Below are 20489 nucleotides of genomic sequence, written 5' to 3'. Positions count from 1 at the left end.
CATTGCGCCGACGGGCAGATAGAACCACCGCAATCGAAACTGAAAGGACCGGCAAAATGCGTGTCTATTACGATCGCGATTGCGACATCAACCTGATCAAAGACAAGAAAGTGGCTATCCTGGGCTATGGCAGCCAGGGACACGCACACGCGCTGAACCTGCGCGACTCGGGTGCCAAGAACCTGGTCATTGCCCTGCGCGAAGGCTCGCCCTCGGCCAAGAAAGCCGAAGCCGAAGGTCTGCAGGTGATGGGCATTGCCGAAGCCGCCGCATGGTGCGACGTCATCATGTTCACCATGCCCGACGAGCTGCAGGCCGAAACCTACAAGAAATATGTGCATGACAATATCAAGCCCGGCGCGGCCATTGCCTTTGCCCATGGTCTGAACGTTCACTTTGGCCTGATCGAGCCGAAAGAAGGCGTCGACGTCATCATGATGGCCCCCAAGGGCCCCGGACACACCGTGCGTGGCGAATATGTCAAAGGCGGCGGCGTGCCCTGTCTGGTCGCCGTGAACAACGACGCCACCGGCAAGGCGCTGGAAATCGGTCTGTCCTATTGCTCGGCCATCGGTGGCGGCCGCTCGGGCATCATCGAGACCAACTTCCGCGAAGAGTGCGAAACCGACCTGTTCGGCGAGCAGGCCGTTCTGTGCGGCGGCATCGTCGAACTGATCCGCTGCGGCTTTGAGACTCTGGTCGAGGCAGGTTATGCACCGGAAATGGCTTATTTCGAGTGTCTGCACGAAACCAAGCTGATCGTTGACCTGATCTATGAAGGCGGCATCGCGAACATGGATTACTCGATCTCGAACACCGCCGAGTATGGCCAATATGTCACCGGCCCGCGGATCCTGCCCTATGAGCAGACCAAGAAGGCGATGAAAGAGACTCTGTCGGATATCCAGACCGGTAAGTTCGTGCGTGATTTCATGCTGGAAAACGCTGTTGGCCAACCGACCATCAAAGCGGCCCGCCGTCACAACGATGAACATCAGATCGAGCAGGTCGGTAAGAAACTGCGCGACATGATGCCTTGGATCTCGGCCGGCAAACTGGTCGATCAGGAAAAGAACTGAGCCTGACTTCTGTCAGCACAAGGGCGGCCCCGGTGGCCGCCCTTTTCAGTTTGCAACCGCATTTCGATAGCACTCGCCCAGAACGTAATCCCAGCCACCGTCGTAACTGCCGCGTTTGTCCGGTGCTTCGGTTGCCCAGGCCTGCCAGCCGGAATGGGTAAGGACTACCTTTGTTTGCCCCAGCTCGTGGTCTTCGAATTCGACTGTCACCAGGGTGGAACGCTTTTCGTCTGTTCCGGGATGCCAGGTAAACGCCACCTTTTGCCCGGGCGCAAACAACAGAACCTCTCCCCAGTCCGAACGTGTGCCGTCAAACATTGTTTCGTAAATCGCGCCACCTACAAACGGCTCGATCGAGACAGCAAGTGCCGGTTTACCGTGTGCGGCGGACACGGCATGGCCATGCAGCGGCCACCATTTTGCAATCCGGTTCACAAAAACATCAAATGCCTGTTCACGCGTCGCATTTACAATCACCGTTTTGACGATGGGATCAGTCATTGTTCTGTCCGCTTTCGTTAAATTCGGCCGCATAACTTTCCAGCACTTCGGACCAATACCGATCCAGCCAATCCCGCAACTCGGCAAGCCCCTCGGGGCGGGCAGCATATATCCGCCGGGTCCCTTCGGCACGGCACACCACGAGACCCGCATCGGTTAGAACCCGAAGATGCTGGGACACGGCAGGACGACTGACAGGCATGTTTTCAGCCAAATCCCCAACTGCCTGCGGCTTGATTGCAATCGCTTCGAACAATTGTCGCCGGGTGGGATCACTTAAAGCAGAGAATACATATTGGTTAGCCATCACTTACCGTAAGTGAAAGCTTACCGACTGTCAAATATGGCGGCGTGACATCCCCGGATGCGCAAGATAAGGGGAAGCCATGGTAGAGAGCCCCAATTCACGCGACTGGAGCGGCGTTGTAACGCTTGGCCTGATCTGGGGCGGCACTTTCATGGTCGTTGCCATGGCCCTGGAAGGCTACGGCCCGATCACCGTGGCAACCGCCCGAACGACACTGGGTGCACTGACTTTGCTGTTGATGATGGCGGCGACGGGCCGAAAAATTCCCACTGGCAACCCGGCACTCTGGTGGTCGATCATAATCATCGGCATCCTGTCGACGGCCCTGCCCTTTGTCCTGCTAAGCTGGGGACAGCAATTTGTTCCGTCAGCCTTTGCCGGGCTTTCCATGGCCGCAATCCCGTTGATGGTTTTGCCGCTTGCCCATTTCTTTTCCGATGAACCGATGAACGCGCGCAGACTGTTCGGCGTAACCCTTGGGTTCACCGGTGCGCTGATACTGATCGGGCCAGGTCTTGCACAATTGGGGTCGGGGGCTGAACCCTTGGCTCAACTGGCCTGCGTCGGTGCGGCATTGTCCTACGCCCTGGCCTCGATCTTCACCCGCCGCTGCCCGCCCGTTGATCCGGTTGTCCTGGCCGCCTTGACGCTTGTGGTCGGTGCTGTGCTGTTGCTGCCGATCATGTTGGTTTACGAAGGTATTCCCCGTTGGGAAGGCACCCGGCCCGGTCTTGCCATCATCGTGCTGGGCCTGTTCCCCACTGCCTTTGCAACGCTCCTGCGGGTTTCCATCATTCGCAGCGCCGGATCCGTTTTCCTGACCCTGGTGAACTATCAGGTTCCAATCTGGTCAATGGTGTTTGGCGCCTGGATCCTGTCCGAGGCGCTGCCTTTCCGGTTCTATCTGGCGCTGGCAATGATCCTGACGGGGCTGGCCATCAGCCAATGGTTCAGCCTGCAGAAACTGCTTTTCAGACGCTAGCCAGCCGCCGCCTCGACCTCGGAGACGATGCCGTCAACGACTTGATTCAACAGGGTATCATCTTCGCATTCGGCCATGACACGGATCAGCGGCTCAGTCCCGGACATGCGAATCAACAAACGCCCTTGTCCGTTCAATCGCGCTTCGGCATCGGCAATCGCCGTCTTGACGTTCTGAGCTTCCAGGGGATGTTGGCCAACTTCGTAGCGGACGTTTTTCAGCAATTGCGGAACTTTCTCAAACTGCTGCGAGATCTCAGAGGCGCTGCGGCCAGCCCGAACCATTTCCGCCAGGAAATGCAGCCCTGCCATCAGCCCGTCCCCGGTGGTTGCGTAGTCTGTCATCACGATATGACCCGACTGCTCGCCGCCCAGATTGAACCCGCCTTCGCGCATGCGTTCGACAACATAGCGGTCGCCTACCGCAGTGCGTTCTAGTCGCAGCCCCCGCGCAGCCAGGTGCCGCTCGAGCCCGAGGTTGGACATGACCGTTGCCACCAACGCCCCGCCGGTCAGCCGATCAGCACGGGCCCAGCTGCTGGCGAGCAGCGCCATCAACTGATCGCCATCGGCAACCTGCCCCTGTTCATCGACAATCACGACCCGGTCAGCGTCACCGTCCAGGCAAATCCCTACATCGGCACCGTGGGCAACCACGGTTTCCGCCGCCATTTGCGGTTTGGTCGACCCGCAGTTGAGGTTGATGTTCTTGCCGTTGGGCGCGATGCCAATCGGAATGACCTCGGCACCCAACTCCCACAGAACCTCCGGGGCGGTGCGGTGCGCAGCGCCATTGGCGCAGTCGATCACAACTTTCAGACCATCGAGCCGCAATTCACGTGGCAACGAGGATTTCACACGCTCGCCATAGCGGAACCGCGCATCATCCACGCGACGCGCCCTGCCAATATTCTGGGCCTTGGCGGGGTGGACGCCTTGTTCAATCAGGTCTTCGATATCCATTTCTGCCTGATCCGACAGCTTGAAGCCGTCGGGGCCAAAAAACTTGATCCCATTGTCTTCAGCCGGGTTGTGGCTGGCAGAAATCATCACACCCAGATCAGCGCGCATCGACCGGGTCATCAGACCCACCGCAGGCGTTGGCACCGGGCCCAGCAGCAACACGTTCATACCGGTCGAAGTCAAACCTGCCGTCAGCGCGTTTTCCAGCATATAGCCCGAAAGGCGCGTATCCTTGCCGATGACCACGCGGTGCACGCCGGAGGCGTCGCGCCGGAAATATCGCCCGACTGCCGCACCAATGCGCAAAGCCATTTCCGCCGTCATCGGAGGCGTGTTGGCAGTGCCCCGCACCCCGTCGGTTCCGAACAATTTGCGCATCGGTGTTTTCTCCAAAATTCCAGCCTTGGGACCGGATTACCGGACGGCAGTCCACAAGCGCAAGGCCTGAGCCGTCTCGGCCACATCATGGACCCGAATGATCTGCACACCTTGCGACAATCCGGCCAACGCAACAGCAATTGATCCTGGCGCACGCGCATCCTTGCGCGGTTCCTTGCCGATCTGACCGATGAATCCCTTGCGCGACACGCCCAACAGGATCGGGCAACCCAACCCGTGAAACAGGCTGAGGTTCCGCAACAGGGTCAAGTTATGAGCCTCGGTTTTGCCGAACCCAATGCCCGGATCGGCAATGATCTGGTCCCGGTTCAGGCCAAGGCCCTCAAGGTGTTCGATCTGTCCATTGAGGAAATCGTATACATCCAGCAGGACGTCATCATATTGCGGGTCATCCTGCATCGTCGCGGGATCACCCTGCATGTGCATGAGGCAGACCGGGGCAGCGACCCGGGCACAAAACGGGGCCAGATCCGGATCAAAGGTAAACCCTGAAACGTCGTTGATCAGTCCAGCCCCGGCTGCCCAGGCGGCTTCGGCGACGCTGGCCTTGCGCGTATCGATTGAAACCAAAGCATCCGTTTCCGCGCAGATCGCGGAAATCAGCGGGCGCGTCCGCTCGATCTCTTCAGCTTCCGGAACATATGGGGCACCCGGGCGGGTGGATTCCCCACCGATGTCCAGAATGCTGGCGCCATGCGTGACCATGGATTTGGCCGCAGACACAGCGGCTTCGACCGAATTGTGCAGACCTCCGTCCGAGAAGCTGTCGGGCGTTGCGTTCAAAATGCCCATGATCTGCGGGACCGCCATGTCCAGACCTGCAACTGCCGCCCTTTTACGGGTCAGGCGGCTGATCACTTCTTCCGGGATGTCGTTCACGGCGACCAAAACCGGGTCGCCGTCGCGTGTCAGTTTTTCCGCATGGGTGAACCACAAATCCTGCCCAGCCAACGACACCGCGTGGGCCGGGCGCGTCGGTCCGTGCTGTACAAGAGGACGAAAATACCCGGTCACAGTTTGGCCTGATCCACCGGCACCGCCCGCAGGGGAGTTTTGGGAGCCTCTGGAAGATCGCCGCCTATGACCAACATCTCGCTGGCTTCGAATGTTGCCGCGAACCAAGCTGCCAACGCAACCGAATCGGACGGCGCCGCTGACGGGCCATCCACCGCATCCAGAACGATCTTGGACGGCGCCCAGACACAAATCTGGCCGTTCTTCATGGCCCAATCCAGCTCTGTCCGCGTTGAAATCACCACGCACCGGTGATCGCGCGCCGCCAATACCCATGCATTTTGTTCAATGGCCAGCAGGTCGATCCGACGTTGTGTCATTGCATGACCGGTTTTTGGAACAGTCAGGTCCGATGCCCCGACACACAGGATCAGAGGGCGCTGACGGCTTTCAAGCTGATCGATCCATCCGGTCAGATTTTTCGACTGCATCGCCTCGTTCGACAAATAAACCAGACGTGGATGCGGCCGCTCTTCTTCAATCAGGTCATGATGGGCCGTGTCCTTGCCGCGAACGATCTCGACGCCCAAAGCACCTGGACCCCGGTCCAGCTTTTCTATTCTGACAAAAGCTCTTACAGCCTGAGGTTCAAGCAAGATACGCTCGGCGATCCGGTCGGCCAAAGTTTCCAGAAGGTTCAACCGCTCAGCAGCCAGTTCAAATGCAATGGCTTCTGTGACGCGGTCGTAGGACAATATACGGTCTACATCATCATCAATCGGATCGCTGATCGGGCGCACTTCGACCACGATGTTGAAACAGATGCGCTGCGTTGTTCCCCGCTCGGCCTGAAATGCGCCGATTTCCACTTCGACGATATGATCGCGCAGTGAAATACGGTCCAGAGGACCCCGGGACGCTGTCGCTTCCGAGCGTTCGGACGGGTGCGCAAAGGCAAGGCGGATTTCAGAACTCATGGGTATGGCCTTTTCGGGCTCGGGCAGTGCAGGTTGCCTATCATAGGCGGTGCGCAGGCCTATAACATTCATACAAACGCCATTCCAACCGCCTAAAACGCCACTTGGGCCATTTGCACCGGCGAGAACTTGCGAAACCCGAGCGTGCGAATGCCGGTTCAGCATTCGCGGTGCTTAGTCACCAATCGGAAGCAGGTCAGTTGCTCGCGGTACGGTAATTGTGACGATAGAAGATGTGCACACCGATCCGGGCGGTTTCCTTGTACACCCGCGACCAAGACGGGCGTACGGCTTTGGTGTGATAATGCGTTGCCCCTTCGGTCAGTTGATCTGCAATCCCATCAATGGACGTGCGGGCAACTTTAGCGACACGCTCATAGGCTTTCTTTTCGTGAATGACCTCTTTGCGGCCATCGCAGGTGTAGGTGAACTGACACTGGTACTTCTTGCCCGTTCCCTGCTGGATGACACCGCACAGATCATCCGGAAAGCGGCTGCTTTCAACCCGGTTCAAGATAACCTCGGCCACCGCAAACTGACCACGGACGCTTTCGCCGCGTGCCTCGAAGTACAGCGCTTCGGCCAGACACTTCCAATGCTCATCGCCGGTTGCCTTGGGCTGCTGGTCCAACCATTCCTTGGAATAGGATACGTCCAGCGGTTTGGCTTCTTTTCGGGGCGTAAATAGCTTCAGGTAATCACGAAAAACCTGACCCGGCAGTTCACTCCGAGTCACCAGCTCAGCCTTGGCGGAATGAGTCTCTTCCTTCTCGGCGAAGGATACAGTCGGCAGCACGGTTGCTGCCACAGTGGCAACAGCCATTATGTAACGTAGCATCAGATAACCTCGCACAGGCACTTCTCGCGCCATACCCTCCCCCGGCGGGCGCGATGAGGCTCTTAACGCACTGAGGGCGAAAGGTCTACATCTGAAAAAAATGCAAGAGGAAAATTGCCTGCGGGGTCGAGTTTTTTCGACCACAGGTCCTTCCAAAACCACTATTCCTAGGGCTTGCGACCCTTGTCAACCCCCAAGTCTGGACGAAATCGCCAGTTGAGCGGCAGCCAGCCGAGCGACAGGCACCCGGAAGGGCGAACAGGACACATAGTCAAAACCCAGATCGCGGCAAATCGAGATTGATTCGGGGTTTCCGCCATGTTCGCCGCAGACCGAAAGCGTGACATCCGGCTGCGCGGCACGCCCGCGTTCAGCCCCGAGTTTCAGCAGCTCGCCGACGCCGTCGCGGTCCAGTACATGAAACGGATCTTCGACAAACACGCCCTGGCGCACATAGGCGGACATGAACCTTCCCGCGTCGTCGCGTGACAGCCCATAGGTCATCTGGGTCAGGTCGTTTGTTCCGAAGCTGAGGAACGAGGTCTGTGGCGCGATCTCATCCGCACGCAGGCACGCACGCGGTGTTTCCACCATGACGCCCAGTCTGTATTCGAATTCCTGCCCCTTTTCCGAGGCGACGGCCGCAGCCACGGAGTCGATACGGGACTTCACCAGCTCGACCTCGCGCCTGGCGGAAACCAGCGGAATCATGACTTCGGGCACGACGGCCGCACCATCCATACTGGCTTCGATCGTGGCCTCGAAGATGGCCCGCGCCTGCATGTCATAGATTTCAGGCACCGTAACCCCCAGACGCACGCCGCGCAGGCCCAGCATCGGGTTGTATTCAGTCATCGCATTGACCTGCCGCTCGACATCCGACACCGGCAGATCAAGTGCTTCGGCCAGTTCACGTTGCCCTGTACGAGTGGTTGGAAGGAACTCGTGCAATGGCGGGTCGAACAGGCGGATGCAGACAGGTTGCCCTTCCATGATCCGGAAAAGCTGCACGAAATCTTCGCGTTGCATCGGCAGCAAACGTTCCAGCACAGCCGCACGACCCGACGAGGTCTGCGCAAATATCATCTCGCGCATGACAATAAGCCGACCGGGATCGAAAAACATATGCTCGGTTCGGCACAAGCCGATGCCCTGGGCTTGGAAATTCCGCGCGGTCTGTGCGTCCGCCGGCGTGTCTGCGTTGGCGCGGATTGCAATATCGCGCTCGGCGTCGGCCCAACCCATCAGTGTCTGGAAACAATCGTCCAGCGCGGCCTCAAGCATCGCGGGCCGACCGGCCAGAACTTGACCCGAACTGCCATCAATTGTCAGTTCGTCACCGGTTTGGAAAACACGCCCGTCCGGAGCGGTCAGCAGCTTCTTTTTTGTCTGGAACCGCATCTCCGAAGCGCCAACGATACACGGCAGGCCCAGACCACGCCCGATCACCGCTGCGTGGCTGGTCATGCCGCCCTTTTCCGTCAGCACGGCCACTGCGGCATGCATGCCGCGCACATCCTCGGGCGCTGTTTCGCGCCGTACCAGAATGCAAGGCTCGCCCCGCGCGGCGCTGGCCTGTGCCTCGGCGGAGGTAAAAACAATCTTGCCTGTTGCCGCACCGGGGCTGGCGGCGATCCCGGTGGTCAGGATGTCCCGCTCTGCCTTGGGGTGTACCTGCCGGTGCAGCAACTCGTTCAATGAGTGCGGATCAACGCGCATCACCGCGTCCTGCGGCGGCACAATACCGTCTTCGGCCAGACGCACGGCTATCCGCATCGCGGCGCGGGCACTGCGCTGAACGCGTACCCCGTCCAGAATATGCACGTGTCCGTTTTCGATAACGAATTCGACCTGCATTTCCTCACGCAGCTTTTCGCGCATCAGCGCGGCATGAGATTTCAGGTCGTTAAATGCATCGGGGGCCAGCTCTTCGAGTGACAAGCCGCGCGGGTCTTTTTCGAGATACAGCGCCGCCACGTCTTCGCCCAAAGCGTCCCGACCCTGGCTTTGACTCAGGTAACGGCCCGTGATCTGCGGCAGCCCGGTCGTGGAATCCACAAGCTGCAGAACTCCGGAACCGCATTCCCCCTGCCCGACGCCCGGTATCATTTCCTGAATGACAAGGCCAAGGCCGGCATCGGCCGGCGCGCCCTTGGCCTGACGCAGCAAACGCGCGGAAGTGCCATCCCAGGCTCGGGCCATCGAACGCAGAACACCGATTAGTTGCTCGCCCCGATCCTGCGGAAAGGCCTCTTCGGCTTCATCTTCGTAAGCGCGCAAGGACTGGCGCAACCCCTCGCGGCCGGTGAGATCGATATCATCAAACAGGTCAGGGTCCAGCCGGGCGACATGGATGGCATAACTCTGGACAAAACGCAGATACAGTGCGGCCGCTGCTTCAGCTCCCATCTTGTCGGACAGGTCAACATAGCGGGCGTCGTTCATGCCGATGTTCAGAACCGCGCCCGGCCCGCCCCAGTCGGGGTCCTCGGAGCTGGGACGCACACACAGCAATGCAGTCGGTTCGAACTGTTCTAGAATGGCGGCGATGTCGGGGATATGACCTTCGGCGATCCGGTGGACCGCATCGAATGACAAGGCGACCGTGCGCGGGACCGGCAGGTCAAGCCGGACCAGACGTTGCAGGCATTTCGCCCGGCCGCCATGGGTATGGGCGGCGACGGGCGCGTCGGATGTGATCAGCGTTGTATGCGGGTTATTCTGCACTGCGGCACCTTTTGATTTCACCGCAGCATAAGCGCAAACACTGTTGGCGCAAGTGAGTTCTGGGTCAGCCTTCGATCTTGCTCAGGTCGGCGACACCCAGACAAACCCGGCGGATCTGGCTGAGCAGGTTCAGACGGTTGCGGCGGAGAATATCATCGTCGGTATTCACCTGAACCTCGTCAAAGAACGCATCGACCGGGCCGCGCAACGCGGCCATGGTAGCCATCGCCTTTGGAAAGTCCTCGGCCTTCAGCGCAGGTTCGATTTCGGCCTGCGCCTGATCCAGGGCAGCAAACAGCGCCCTTTCGCTGTCGGTCTCCGCAAATTTTATGTCGGCGCCATAGGAGTATTCGACGCCATCCTTCTCCTCGGCCTGTGTCAGGATGTTGTTGGCGCGTTTGAACCCCTGCACGAGGTTCTCTCCATCCTCGGTCGCAATCACCGCATTCAGCGCGCGGGCGCGTTTGACCAGCAGGTTGAGGTCGTCATTGCCGTCCATCGCGATACAGGCGTCGATGATGTCGTGGCGGATACCCTCGTCACGCAGGAAGACTTTGAGGCGGTCATGGAAGAAGGAGAGGAGGTCGTCAGATGCGTCTGGAACCTTTTTCTCCAGCTCAAGAAACGCCGCCGCTGGTGATCCTTCAAGCCCTTCTTTGACTGTCTGAAAGGCCGCACCAAATACGCCGTGCTCGGCGATTTTTTCCAATAGAACGCGTGTATTCGCTTCCGGCAGCGCGTCGTTGATAGCACTTTCCGCTCGAACCAATTGGCTGTCGAAGAAACGGTCCATCCGAACACGCAGATTGTTATCCAGCACCAGCCGAATAACGCCCAACGCCGCACGACGCAGTGCATAAGGGTCTTTGGACCCCGTCGGTTTCTCATCAATCGCCCAAAACCCGGTCAGTGTGTCCAGCTTGTCGGCAAGCGCTACGGTCACCGACAGCGGCGCGGTCGGCACGTCATCCGACGGACCCAGCGGCGAGTAGTGCTCCTGTGCCACGGCGGCCACGGTCGCGTCTTCGCCTGCGGCCGCGACGTAGTAGCGGCCCATAAGCCCCTGAAGTTCGGGGAATTCGTAGACCATCTCGGAATTCAGATCGGCCTTGGCCAGACGCGCGGCTTTCTCGGCCTGATCCGCATCCGCCCCCGCCACCGGGGCCAGTTCGCGGGCCAGCGCTGCGATGCGGTCGATCCGTTCGGCTTGCGTGCCCAGCTTGTTGTGGAAGGTCACATTCTCCAGCGCGCGGGTCCATTGGGTGATGTCCGATTTGGCAACGCGCAGGTCGTTCTCCCAGAAAAACTTGGCGTCTGCCAGGCGCGCCGACAGAACCTTCTGGTTCCCGGCCAGAATGGTTGCCCCGTTGTCAGCGGTTTCACGGTTTGCAACGGTAATGAACTGTTCGATCCGACCCGTTTTGGGATTGCGGACCGAAAAGAACTTCTGGTGTTCCTTCATCGAGGTTTGCAGAACCTCGGGTGGCAAATCCAGGAATTCACTGTCAATCTTGCCCATCAGAACGACCGGCCATTCGACCAGCCCGGCGACCTCGGCCAGCAGCCCGTTATCCTCGACCACTTCAAGACCGGCAGCGAAAGCAAGGTTCTGGGCGTCATTCCAGATATGTTCGGCGCGCACCTCGGGAGACAATACAACAAAGGCTCGCTTCAACTTGGCCGAATAGTCCTCGAAAGACGAAACCGAGAAACGATCCGGCGCCATGAAGCGATGACCGGCGGTTCTGTCACCGGCGGTGATCCCCTCGACCTCAAGCGGAACCACCTGCGCACCGGCCTCGTCGGTCAGGATGCACAGGATCGAATGCAAAGGGCGTACCCAGCGCATCGGGCCACTGCCCCAGCGCATTGATTTGGGCCAAGGGAAATTGCGGATCGTGGCGTCAAGCACCTCGGACACGATATCGGCAGCCGGGCGACCTGACTTTTCGATGGTTGCGAAATACACCTCGCCCTTGGGTGTCTCGCGTTCTTCCAACTGATCGCGGGTCAGGCCCGCGCCGCGCAGGAACCCTTCGATGGCTTTGTCCGGCGCGCCGACCTTCGGGCCTTTACGCTCTTCCCGGATAGTGGGGCTTTCGGCCAGCAGCCCCTCGACCGCCAGTGTCAGACGGCGCGGAGTTGTCATTGCTGCGGCCCCGGCATACGTCAGACCGGCCTCGACCAGACCATCTGTCACCTTCTTTTTCAGATCCTCACCCGCACGGCGCTGCATGCGTGCGGGGATTTCCTCGGAAAACAGTTCGATCAGCAGGTCGGGCATTTTCGGTCCTTAGAAATTCACGATCGTCTGGATGACGATGGCGTTGGCGATATCCACAAAGAATGCGGATACAAGGGGCAGCACGATAAAGGCAATAGGCGACGGCCCATATCGCTTGGTCACGGCGGTCATATTTGCGATGGCGGTCGGAGTGGCACCCAGCGCAAAACCTCCGAACCCGGCAGCCAGCACCGCAGCGCGGTAATTCGAACCCATAATCGGAAACAGCACCCAGATAACGAATACCACCGCAAACAGGGTTTGCGCGGTCATGATTGCGGCGATGGCAATTCCAAGCTCCGCAATGGTCCACAATTGCAGGCTCATCAGTGACATGGCCAAAAAGGCACCCAACGCGAACTCGGAGATCAGCGCCAGCGACGGCGTTCGCGCAACCGGAGGGGCTGAGGGCGCGATGGCCGATCGGACGTTGGCGATCACGATGCCCATGATCAGGCAGGGCACGAACAATGGCAGTTTGAGCCCGGCTGCCGTGATGACTTCGCTGAGTGCGTAACCAAGAATGATGGCCAGATTCAGATGAAGCAAAACGCGCATCACCGTCAGGTGATCTATTCCGGCGCTCGCTTCATCCGGATTGTCCGGCAGACCGACGGTATGCTCTTCTTCCGGCCGATCCGGGCTAAGCTTGCGCCCTTCGATCAGAAACCGAGCGACGGGGCCACCAACAAGCGCAGCTAAAACAAGACCCAGCGTGGCCACGGCCACCCCAAGTTCGGTCGCGCCTTCCAGACCGGTGGCCCGGCCCACTTCCGGGGCCCATGCGATTGCAGTACCGTGACCGCCGATCAGCGCCGCAGAGCCAAACAATACTCCGGATTGCATAGGGTAGCCGAACACGACAGCCCCAGCCGCGCCAATGGCGTTTTGCGCGACAATTGTGATCAGAGTTAGGACAAGAAGCAAAAACAAAGGCTTGCCGCCTGCAATCAGATCCGACAATCGGGCATTCAATCCGATCCCGGCAAAGAACAGCACCAGAAGGAAGTCCCGCGCCGCCAAACCAAAGGACAGTTCAAGACCCGCCACCAAATACAGCAGCAACACAACGAGCGATGCCAGCAGCCCCCCTGTTACCGGTTCGGGGATGTTGAACTGACGCAGAGTTGCGACCCGGGCGTTGATCTCGGCACCGATCAGGTAAACCGCAAATCCCAGCGTCGCTGTCAGGAAATCGGGGATCTGGACCGTATCAACCAAAATGAACCTCTTACTCCTGTGGCCGCGGCGGACATTCTTCGCCCACAACTGTCCCGTCATAAGCCTTCTCGCCGCAATTGTTCAGCCTGTGCCAGACATAGCCCTGCCCGCCATCGGTCACGGCCACAATGCGATCGACCCCGAAATGGACGTTTTTGATGGCTATGTACGCCCGCGCATGTCCGGCCTTCAGCGCGTCGGCGACGGCCACGGCATCATAACAGCCAAACCAGCTGGGCGCGGTTAGCGGTTCGGGATCGTCAGCAGGCATGAAGGCAGCGGACAATTCGTCCAATGTCAGTTCTGTTTCGAAACAAGCCCGATAGCGGATCGGAGAACTATCCGCGTCAATCGCCTGAAATGCGCTGTAACTGATGGCAACCGGCTGGTTCGTTTCGACTTCTGTCAGAACGACATCCTTGCCCGGTTTCGCTTCGACATCATAGTAGAACCCGTAAATCTGCAAGTAATACATGCTGATGCCCGCGATGGCCGTGCACAGCAACAGAATGACAACAATGACCTTTCCGGCCGAACTTTTTCTTTTTTCGCTCATGCTGCCCCTTCATTCATCGTTGAAAATAGGACAACCTCGCGCAGATTGCAGAACTGATCGAGGCACCCTGAATGGAAACGACCCTTGCCATCGGCTTTTTTGGCGCGCTTTTCGCGATCATGAACCCAGTCACCAACCTGCCGGTGTTCCTGAGCGTGACTCAGAGCCTGTCCGTCGCCGACCAGCGAAAAGTTGCGATCAAGACTGCTGTCTATTGCCTTATCCTGGGTGGAGGGTTTGCCGTCATCGGCAGTCAGGTTTTGGGTCTTTTTGGAATCAGCGTCGACGACCTGCGCGTTGCCGGGGGCCTTGTTGTTCTGATGTTCGGGCTGAACATGCTGAACGGTAACGAAAGCAGTTCGCACCACGGCACGCAGGATGAAAAGCAATCCTATGCGACGCTTGAAGCGGTCGCTTTTTACCCGCTTGCATTTCCCATTCTCGTTGGTCCCGGAACGATTACAACCCTGATCCTGTATGCTCATCGTATCAAAAGCCCGACCGAAGCCATTGTGTACACATGTGTTTTTCTTGCGGTCGTGCTGTTGCTTCTGATCACGTTCTGGAACGCCACGGCCCTGGCAAAGCGGCTGTCTGACAACGCGCGCGTGATCATGAGCCGGTTCATGGGCATGATCCTGTCGGCCATCGCAATCGGCATGATCGCGGATGGCCTGAAGGCATTGCTTCCCGGTTTGGCCTGACCTGCCCATCAGCCCGCGTGACCGGCGGCCCCGGTCAGAACAAACGCATCCGCACATTGTTTGGCCAGCGCCCGCACACGCCCGATATACGCCTGACGCTCCGTTACCGAGATCACGCCACGGGCATCAAGCAGGTTGAAGATGTGCGAGGCCTTGATGCATTGGTCATAAGCGGGGTGCGCCATGATGATACGCTTCCCGGTCTTGGGATCGTCATGTTCCTGCGCCAGAATGGCGGCGCATTCTGCCTCGGCCTCTTCGAATTGACGCAGCAATACCTCGGTATTGGCCACATCGAAGTTCCAGCGGGCGTATTCCTCTTCGGTCTGTTTGAAGATGTCGCCATAGGTTAAAGGGCTGGGCGATTGCGGGTCGTTGAACGGCATATCCATCACGTGATCGATGCCCAGCACATACATCGCCAGACGCTCGAGCCCATAGGTCAGTTCACCCGAGACCGGCGCGCAATCATGTCCGCCGACCTGCTGGAAATAGGTGAACTGGCTGACTTCCATCCCGTCGCACCAGACTTCCCAGCCAAGACCCCATGCGCCCAGAGTTGGGCTTTCCCAGTCATCTTCGACAAATCGGATGTCGTGCAATTCCATGTCGATGCCGATCGCCTCGAGGCTGCCCAGATACAACTCCTGCAGATCGGGCGGGCTCGGTTTGATCAGCACCTGATACTGATAATAGTGCTGCAACCGGTTCGGGTTTTCGCCATAGCGACCATCAGTGGGACGGCGCGAGGGCTGCACATAGGCCGCAGCCCAGGGTTTGGACCCCAGCGAGCGGAGCGTCGTGGCAGGATGAAACGTGCCAGCTCCAACTTCCATGTCATAGGGCTGCAGAATGGCGCATCCTTTGGTGGCCCAGTAGGTCTGAAGCCTCAGGATGATCTCCTGAAATGAACGTGGAGCGCTGGACGGTTCGGTCATGACATTTCCCCTGGACGCCGCAGCATCCGTTTCCGGTCGGTTTTGCCCTTCCTATGCAAGGGGTCCGGGGGCGTCAACGGGCCAGTGGGCTCGTCATGTCTCTGTGCGGCCACACTGGAAATTCCCCTTAATCTGGCCATGGCGTTCCGAGGCTGATTTGGCGTATTCTCCGGGCTGAAAAAACTCTGCGAAACACAGGCGGACAATGGCACGCATATTCACTTCAATTGCATTTCTTTTTCTACTGGGTGTGCGCGCCGTTTTTGCGCAACAGGATACGGGTGTCTGGGTCCAGATCGAGGCACAACCGACCTTGCAGGCGGCGCAGGATCGGGCGCAGATCTATGCAAATACCCTGCCCGACGTGAATGGGTTTCGCCTTAACAGCGGCTGGTATGCCATTGTAATAGGACCCTATTTACGATCAGATGCGGATCAGGTTCTGCAGGTTTACCGGGCTGAGGGTCAAATCCCGTCGGACAGTTTCATTGCCTATTCGAACGCACTGGGGCCGCAATTCTGGCCAGTTGGTGCGAACGTTCTGGATCGGGGCGCGGTAACGCCGCCGGTTCAAACCCAGGCGCAAACAGAACAGCCGCAAGCTGCAGCGGTTCCGCAAGATGCCGATGAAACCCGATCGCAAGCTCTGCAGGGTGAACGCCTGCTGACCGCGCAGGAACGCAAAGACCTGCAGTCAGCATTGCAGGCAGAGGGGTTCTATGACTCGACGATTGACGGGGCTTTTGGTCAGGGTACACGCCGTTCCATGGCCGAATGGCAGCGCTTCAATGGGTTTGAAACCACCGGCGTTCTGACGACGCAGCAGCGCAAGGCCTTGATGGACGGCTACAATGCACCGCTGATCAGCGTTGGCATGAAGCGTTACGCAGACCCGCAGGCCGGTATTGAACTGGACTTACCGCTGGGTGTTGTGACCTTTGACCGCTACGAAGCACCGTTTGCGCATTTCAATGCGACCGCAGATTTGAATGCACAGGTGCTGTTGATCAGCCAGGAAGGTGACAAGGCGACGTTGCGCGCTTTGTACGAGGTGATGCAGTCGTTGGAAATTGTTCCGCTGAACGGCCCGCGCACCCTGCGGGGCGATCGCTTCACGCTGGAAGGCCGCGGGAAAGGGATTGTATCCTACACGCAGGCCGCATTGAAGGATGGCAAGATCAAGGGCTTCACCCTGGTCTGGCCGGAAGGGGACGAGGCGCGCCGCGCACGCGTACTGGCCTCCATCAACGCCAGCTTTACCACAAGGGATGCGGTCCTTGACGCCGGTGCCGGCGCGGATGCGGAACAGCGGATCGACCTGGTTTCAGGCTTGCAGGTGCGTAAACCGCGCTTGTCCCGCTCGGGCTTCTTCGCCGCTGCCAACGGTACGGTTCTGACGGTTTCGGAAGTGGCAAACAACTGCACCCGTATGACCCTGGACGACGATCAGGAGGTTCAAGTGGCGTGGGACGATGCCGATCTAGGCGTGGCCGTGTTGCGCCCAAGCCGGGCACTTGCCCCCATGAGCGTGGCCGAATTCAGCGCAGATGAGCCTCGTATCCGATCCGAAGTGGCCGTATCTGGCTTTTCCTATCTGGGCGCATTGGGTGCACCAACACTGACTTTCGGTCAAGTCGCCGATGTGCGGGGCCTGAATGGCGAAGATGGAATAAAACGTCTTACACTGGTCGCACAGCCCGGCGATGCAGGCGGTCCGGTGTTCGACGACAGCGGAAACGTGGTCGGGATGCTTCTGCCTAAAAGCTCTGACGGTCGCACCCTGCCCGACTCGGTCAGTCTTGCCGCCTCGGTTGATCGACTGCGTACAGTCCTGGATAAAGCCGGTGTTGCAGGTCAGCCTGGGCAGGCGGTCGGTGAAATTTCACCAAACGAGTTGAACCGCCGCGCAACCGGAATGACTGTTCTGGTTCACTGCTGGGACTAAGAAACCGTTAGGTTCCACTAATGGCGTCGCCAGACCAGGCGGCGCCATACCTGTTTTCCGAAGCTTCAGAATATGTCCGGTGTGACGCGGATCAGCGTGGGTACCGGCACATCAAACGCCGCACGGATGGCGGATTGCAGGCCGACCCCCGAGTTGGGTTGGGACGACAACGCGCCAAATGCTTCGGCCAGCTTGCAGAAATCTGGATTGCGAGCCTCAACGGCATTCGGCGCAATCTGGCTGCGCACCATGCTGTCTTCAATTTCCTTCAGCTTGCCATTGTCCCACAGAATGATTGGCAGGGACAAACCCAGTTCGACCGCCACGCCCAATTCCTGCATCGTGTACTGGAACCCATAGTCCCCGGCGATCACGGCCGTGGGCTTGCCGCGTCGGGCAATCGCGCCGCCAATGCCCGCAGGCAACGCATATCCCAACGTGCCGAACCCGGTCGGGTGATGCCAGTGATACGGATAGGCCATGTCCCAGAGTTCCTTTGCGACATAGGCAAACTGCGTCATATCCGAGTAAATCATCGTGTCTGCAGGCAAAGCCGCGCGCATCACATCAATCGCTGCGGCGATCCCGGGGCGTTCGGCGTCGATTTCGGCCCGCCACTTGGTACGGGCGCTGGCCACCTCCTCGGCAGTCCAACCAGTTGCCGGTTTCACCTTATCCAACACCGCCCAAAGCGTTTTCGCAAAGCTTTCACCATCCGCCTGCAGCTTGATCGCTGCACGATGCCGGTCTGACAGAACCTCGGGGTCCAGATCGACGCGGATCAGTTGCGATGTGTGCCCAAGTTTGTCGCGCCAGAGATCTACTTCCCCCAGTTCCGCCCCAACGGCGACAACCAGATCCGCTGACGCAATCACATCGGCGCTGCCCGGTCGTGTCAGCATCGCCCCGAAATCCAGAGCGTAACCGGTGCCAGCCATGCCCCGCCCCGCAAAAGTTGTGAAGCATGCCGCCCCCAGTTGCGTCAATATCTGCCGCCACAGATTTGAATGCGCCCCTCCGCCCAGAATGAACAGGGGGCGGCGCGAGATATTCAGCATCGACAGGACCGGCGCGATATCAGGTGGCAGCACTTTTGTTCTGAGCCCGGGCTGATTCGGGAACGGCGCCGGGTCAGCCTCAGCCTCAAGCTGTGCGATCGGCACCTGAATGTGTTTGGGGCGGGGGCGCTTCAACTCAAACTCTTCGAACGCGCGTTCGACCAGGCCAAAGGCCGCGTCGGCGGTGTTAGCCAGGCAGGACCAGTCCGCCACGGTTTCCGCGGCGGCGCGCTGATCCTTCATTTGATGCAACTGGCCCCGCTGGGCATTTACCTCATCCAGACAGGAGGACAGGACCAGCATCGGGACGGAATCGGAATAAGCCTGCCCCATCGGCGTCATGATATTGCACAACCCTGGTCCGGAAATCACATAAGCCACGCCCGGTTTCCCGGTAGCACGAGCATAGCCGTCGGCCATAAAGCCCGCCCCCTGCTCGTGCCGCGCCAGCACGTGCTTGATGCCCGCTTCTTCGATACCGCGATACATTTCCTGATTATGTACGCCCGGAATGCCAAAGATCACATCTACGCCACGATCCCTGAGCATATGTGAGATTTGCGCACCAAGGGTTCTTTTCATCAACTTCTCCAGAATTGAACGGTGAAGATCGCGTAAACCGCCAGCAGTTCAAGCCGACCGACCAGCATACCCGTGATCAGCAGCCATTTCGCCGTATCGCTCAACCCCGCGAAATTGCCGGCCGGTCCGATCTGATTGCCGAGGCCCGGTCCGACATTGGCAAGTGCGGTTGCAGCACCGGACACGGATGTAATGAAATCCAACCCGGTCAGAGCCAGCGCCCAGGACAGGACACCCATCGTCAGCACGAAGAACATGAAGAAGCTCATGACCGAGGTCAAAACATCTCGGCTGATGGGGCGGCCGTCGTATTGCGGTGTGAACACGCCGTGTGGCGAACGAATGCGGCTGATCTGGGTTTTGATCGACGCGAACAAAAGCTGATACCGGAATACCTTGATCGAACAGGCCGTAGAACCAGCGCAGCCACCGATCAGACCGATCAGAAAGAACAGCATAATCGGAAAATTGCCCCAACCCATGTAGTCGACGCTGGCATAGCCCGTGCCGGAAATGATCGAGGTTATGTTGAACAGCGATTCCCGCAAGGCTCTTTCCCAATGGTGCGGGAACACGGTCGTCAGAAAGACGGTCATGACAACGACCAACACCGCAATGGTCGCCAGAAAGGCGCGAATCTGGCTGTCTTGCCAAAGCGAACCGGTGTTGCCATTGGCCAGTTGCACATACCGCACGAATGGCAGTGCAGCCAGAATCATGAAAACGGCAGCGGCATACTCCGTCGGACCCGAGAATACGGCGAATGAGCTGTCATAGTTGGCAAATCCTCCGGTCGCGATGGTCGTCATCGAATGCACGGCGGCGTCGAAAAAACTCATCCCGAAGGCTGCATAGACCAGGGCACAAATCAGAGTCAGTACAACATAGATCATGGAAATCTGCCCGGCGATCTCTTGCGCGCGCGGCAGAATCTTTCCCATGGTCTCAAAGCCTTCCGAGCGGAAGATCTGCATGCCCCCGACGCGCAGTTCGGGCAGGAACACCATCGCAACCACGATGATTCCGATCCCGCCCAACCATTGCAGGATTCCGCGCCACAGCAGCAATCCAGTGGGCATGCCGTCCAGACCCGATAGAACCGTGGACCCTGTCGTTGTCAGGCCGGACATGGCCTCGAAATAGGCGTCAACGAAACGCAGTTCGGTTTCGCCGAACATGAACGGAATGGCGCCAAACACCGGCAGGGCAACCCACACGCCGGTTGTCAGCAGAAAGGTCTGGCGGATTGTCAGCCCCTCGCCCACACCGTTCGAACAGCTCATGGCCAAGACCACGCCGGTCATAACGGTAATGACGGCGCTTTCCAGAAACACATTCCATTCGCCCCGCCCTTCGATCAGGTCAGCAAGCAACGGCAGCAGCATGGTCGCCCCTAGAATGGCGACCAACAGGCCAATCACATATCCAACCGGGCGCATATCCGTCATGAGGCGCAGCGTTGGCGCGCCTGCACG

17 protein-coding genes are annotated in these 20489 nt (G+C 58.9%); 4 read left to right on the top strand and 13 right to left on the bottom strand.

Translation table 11 applies throughout. The features are described from left to right. Positions 1 to 56 precede the first annotated feature (56 nt). Positions 57 to 1079, top strand: a complete 1023-nt coding sequence (gene ilvC / locus ACR0MI_RS16935; RefSeq protein WP_170616439.1) for a ketol-acid reductoisomerase — start codon at positions 57 to 59, stop codon at positions 1077 to 1079. Positions 1080 to 1124: 45 nt separating this feature from the next. Here the strand turns inward: ilvC and ACR0MI_RS16930 are convergent, their stop codons facing one another. Further along, positions 1125 to 1580 carry an SRPBCC domain-containing protein gene (locus ACR0MI_RS16930; protein WP_170616441.1) on the bottom strand — a complete coding sequence of 152 codons (456 nt, stop codon included), beginning with the start codon at positions 1578 to 1580 and terminating at the stop codon, positions 1125 to 1127. Continuing rightward, complete coding sequence (locus ACR0MI_RS16925; RefSeq protein WP_170616443.1) at positions 1573 to 1887, bottom strand: metalloregulator ArsR/SmtB family transcription factor; 315 nt, start codon at positions 1885 to 1887, stop codon at positions 1573 to 1575. Before ACR0MI_RS16925 ends, ACR0MI_RS16930 begins: the two co-directional genes overlap by 8 nt. 79 nt (positions 1888 to 1966) lie before the next feature. On the opposite strand from ACR0MI_RS16925, the gene ACR0MI_RS16920 reads away from it, so the two are divergent. Beyond that, entirely contained in the window at positions 1967 to 2869 is a 903-nt protein-coding gene (locus ACR0MI_RS16920) for a DMT family transporter (protein WP_170616445.1), read from the top strand. On the opposite strand, the gene glmM is transcribed toward ACR0MI_RS16920, so the two are convergent. The 8 genes from glmM to ACR0MI_RS16880 form a co-directional block, all read right to left on the bottom strand. Next, a complete protein-coding gene (gene glmM, locus ACR0MI_RS16915; protein ID WP_170817276.1) occupies positions 2866 to 4209 on the bottom strand; it encodes a phosphoglucosamine mutase in 1344 nt (447 codons plus the stop codon). The two genes, ACR0MI_RS16920 and glmM, sit on opposite strands and share 4 nt — an antisense overlap. A gap of 36 nt (positions 4210 to 4245) precedes the next feature. Next, positions 4246 to 5244, bottom strand: coding sequence for a dihydropteroate synthase (gene folP, locus ACR0MI_RS16910; protein ID WP_170619756.1), 999 nt, complete (start codon positions 5242 to 5244; stop codon positions 4246 to 4248). Further along, the gene (locus tag ACR0MI_RS16905; RefSeq protein WP_170616451.1) at positions 5241 to 6161 is read right to left on the bottom strand and encodes a dihydroneopterin aldolase; all 921 of its coding nucleotides are present in this window, start codon (positions 6159 to 6161) and stop codon (positions 5241 to 5243) included. Before ACR0MI_RS16905 ends, folP begins: the two co-directional genes overlap by 4 nt. Before the next feature lie 196 nt (positions 6162 to 6357). Continuing rightward, positions 6358 to 6999 carry a cell wall hydrolase gene (locus tag ACR0MI_RS16900; protein WP_170619755.1) on the bottom strand — a complete coding sequence of 214 codons (642 nt, stop codon included), beginning with the start codon at positions 6997 to 6999 and terminating at the stop codon, positions 6358 to 6360. Between the two features lie 186 nt (positions 7000 to 7185). After that, on the bottom strand, positions 7186 to 9747 hold the full coding sequence (locus ACR0MI_RS16895) for a pyruvate, phosphate dikinase (RefSeq protein ID WP_170616455.1): 2562 nt from the start codon (positions 9745 to 9747) through the stop codon (positions 7186 to 7188). A 43-nt stretch (positions 9748 to 9790) separates the two neighbouring features. Continuing rightward, positions 9791 to 12010, bottom strand: coding sequence for a glycine--tRNA ligase subunit beta (glyS, locus tag ACR0MI_RS16890; RefSeq protein ID WP_170817277.1), 2220 nt, complete (start codon positions 12008 to 12010; stop codon positions 9791 to 9793). A gap of 9 nt (positions 12011 to 12019) precedes the next feature. Beyond that, positions 12020 to 13231 carry a sodium/glutamate symporter gene (gene gltS / locus ACR0MI_RS16885; RefSeq protein WP_480441938.1) on the bottom strand — a complete coding sequence of 404 codons (1212 nt, stop codon included), beginning with the start codon at positions 13229 to 13231 and terminating at the stop codon, positions 12020 to 12022. A 10-nt stretch (positions 13232 to 13241) separates the two neighbouring features. Then, positions 13242 to 13787 carry a DUF6446 family protein gene (locus ACR0MI_RS16880; RefSeq protein ID WP_170616461.1) on the bottom strand — a complete coding sequence of 182 codons (546 nt, stop codon included), beginning with the start codon at positions 13785 to 13787 and terminating at the stop codon, positions 13242 to 13244. A gap of 71 nt (positions 13788 to 13858) precedes the next feature. Between ACR0MI_RS16880 and ACR0MI_RS16875 the strand changes: the two genes are divergently transcribed. After that, a complete protein-coding gene (locus ACR0MI_RS16875) occupies positions 13859 to 14491 on the top strand; it encodes a MarC family protein (RefSeq protein WP_170616463.1) in 633 nt (210 codons plus the stop codon). Positions 14492 to 14499: 8 nt separating this feature from the next. On the opposite strand, the gene ACR0MI_RS16870 is transcribed toward ACR0MI_RS16875, so the two are convergent. Next, positions 14500 to 15429, bottom strand: a complete 930-nt coding sequence (locus ACR0MI_RS16870) for a glycine--tRNA ligase subunit alpha (protein WP_170616465.1) — start codon at positions 15427 to 15429, stop codon at positions 14500 to 14502. 205 nt (positions 15430 to 15634) lie between these two features. Here ACR0MI_RS16870 and ACR0MI_RS16865 point away from each other — a divergent pair, with 205 nt between their 5' ends. Further along, positions 15635 to 17374, top strand: coding sequence for a serine protease (locus ACR0MI_RS16865; protein ID WP_170817278.1), 1740 nt, complete (start codon positions 15635 to 15637; stop codon positions 17372 to 17374). Between the two features lie 65 nt (positions 17375 to 17439). Here ACR0MI_RS16865 and ACR0MI_RS16860 read toward each other — a convergent pair whose 3' ends face one another. Both ACR0MI_RS16860 and ACR0MI_RS16855 read right to left on the bottom strand, forming a co-directional pair. Continuing rightward, complete coding sequence (locus ACR0MI_RS16860) at positions 17440 to 19014, bottom strand: thiamine pyrophosphate-binding protein (RefSeq protein ID WP_170619754.1); 1575 nt, start codon at positions 19012 to 19014, stop codon at positions 17440 to 17442. Beyond that, on the bottom strand, positions 19014 to 20462 hold the full coding sequence (locus ACR0MI_RS16855) for a TrkH family potassium uptake protein (protein WP_170616471.1): 1449 nt from the start codon (positions 20460 to 20462) through the stop codon (positions 19014 to 19016). Before ACR0MI_RS16855 ends, ACR0MI_RS16860 begins: the two co-directional genes overlap by 1 nt. Positions 20463 to 20489: the final 27 nt, after the last annotated feature.

The organism is Ruegeria sp. D4 (assembly GCF_056534475.1).
The sequence above is the reverse complement of the archived record's forward strand: the minus strand, read 5'-3'. Positions and strand labels throughout refer to the sequence as shown.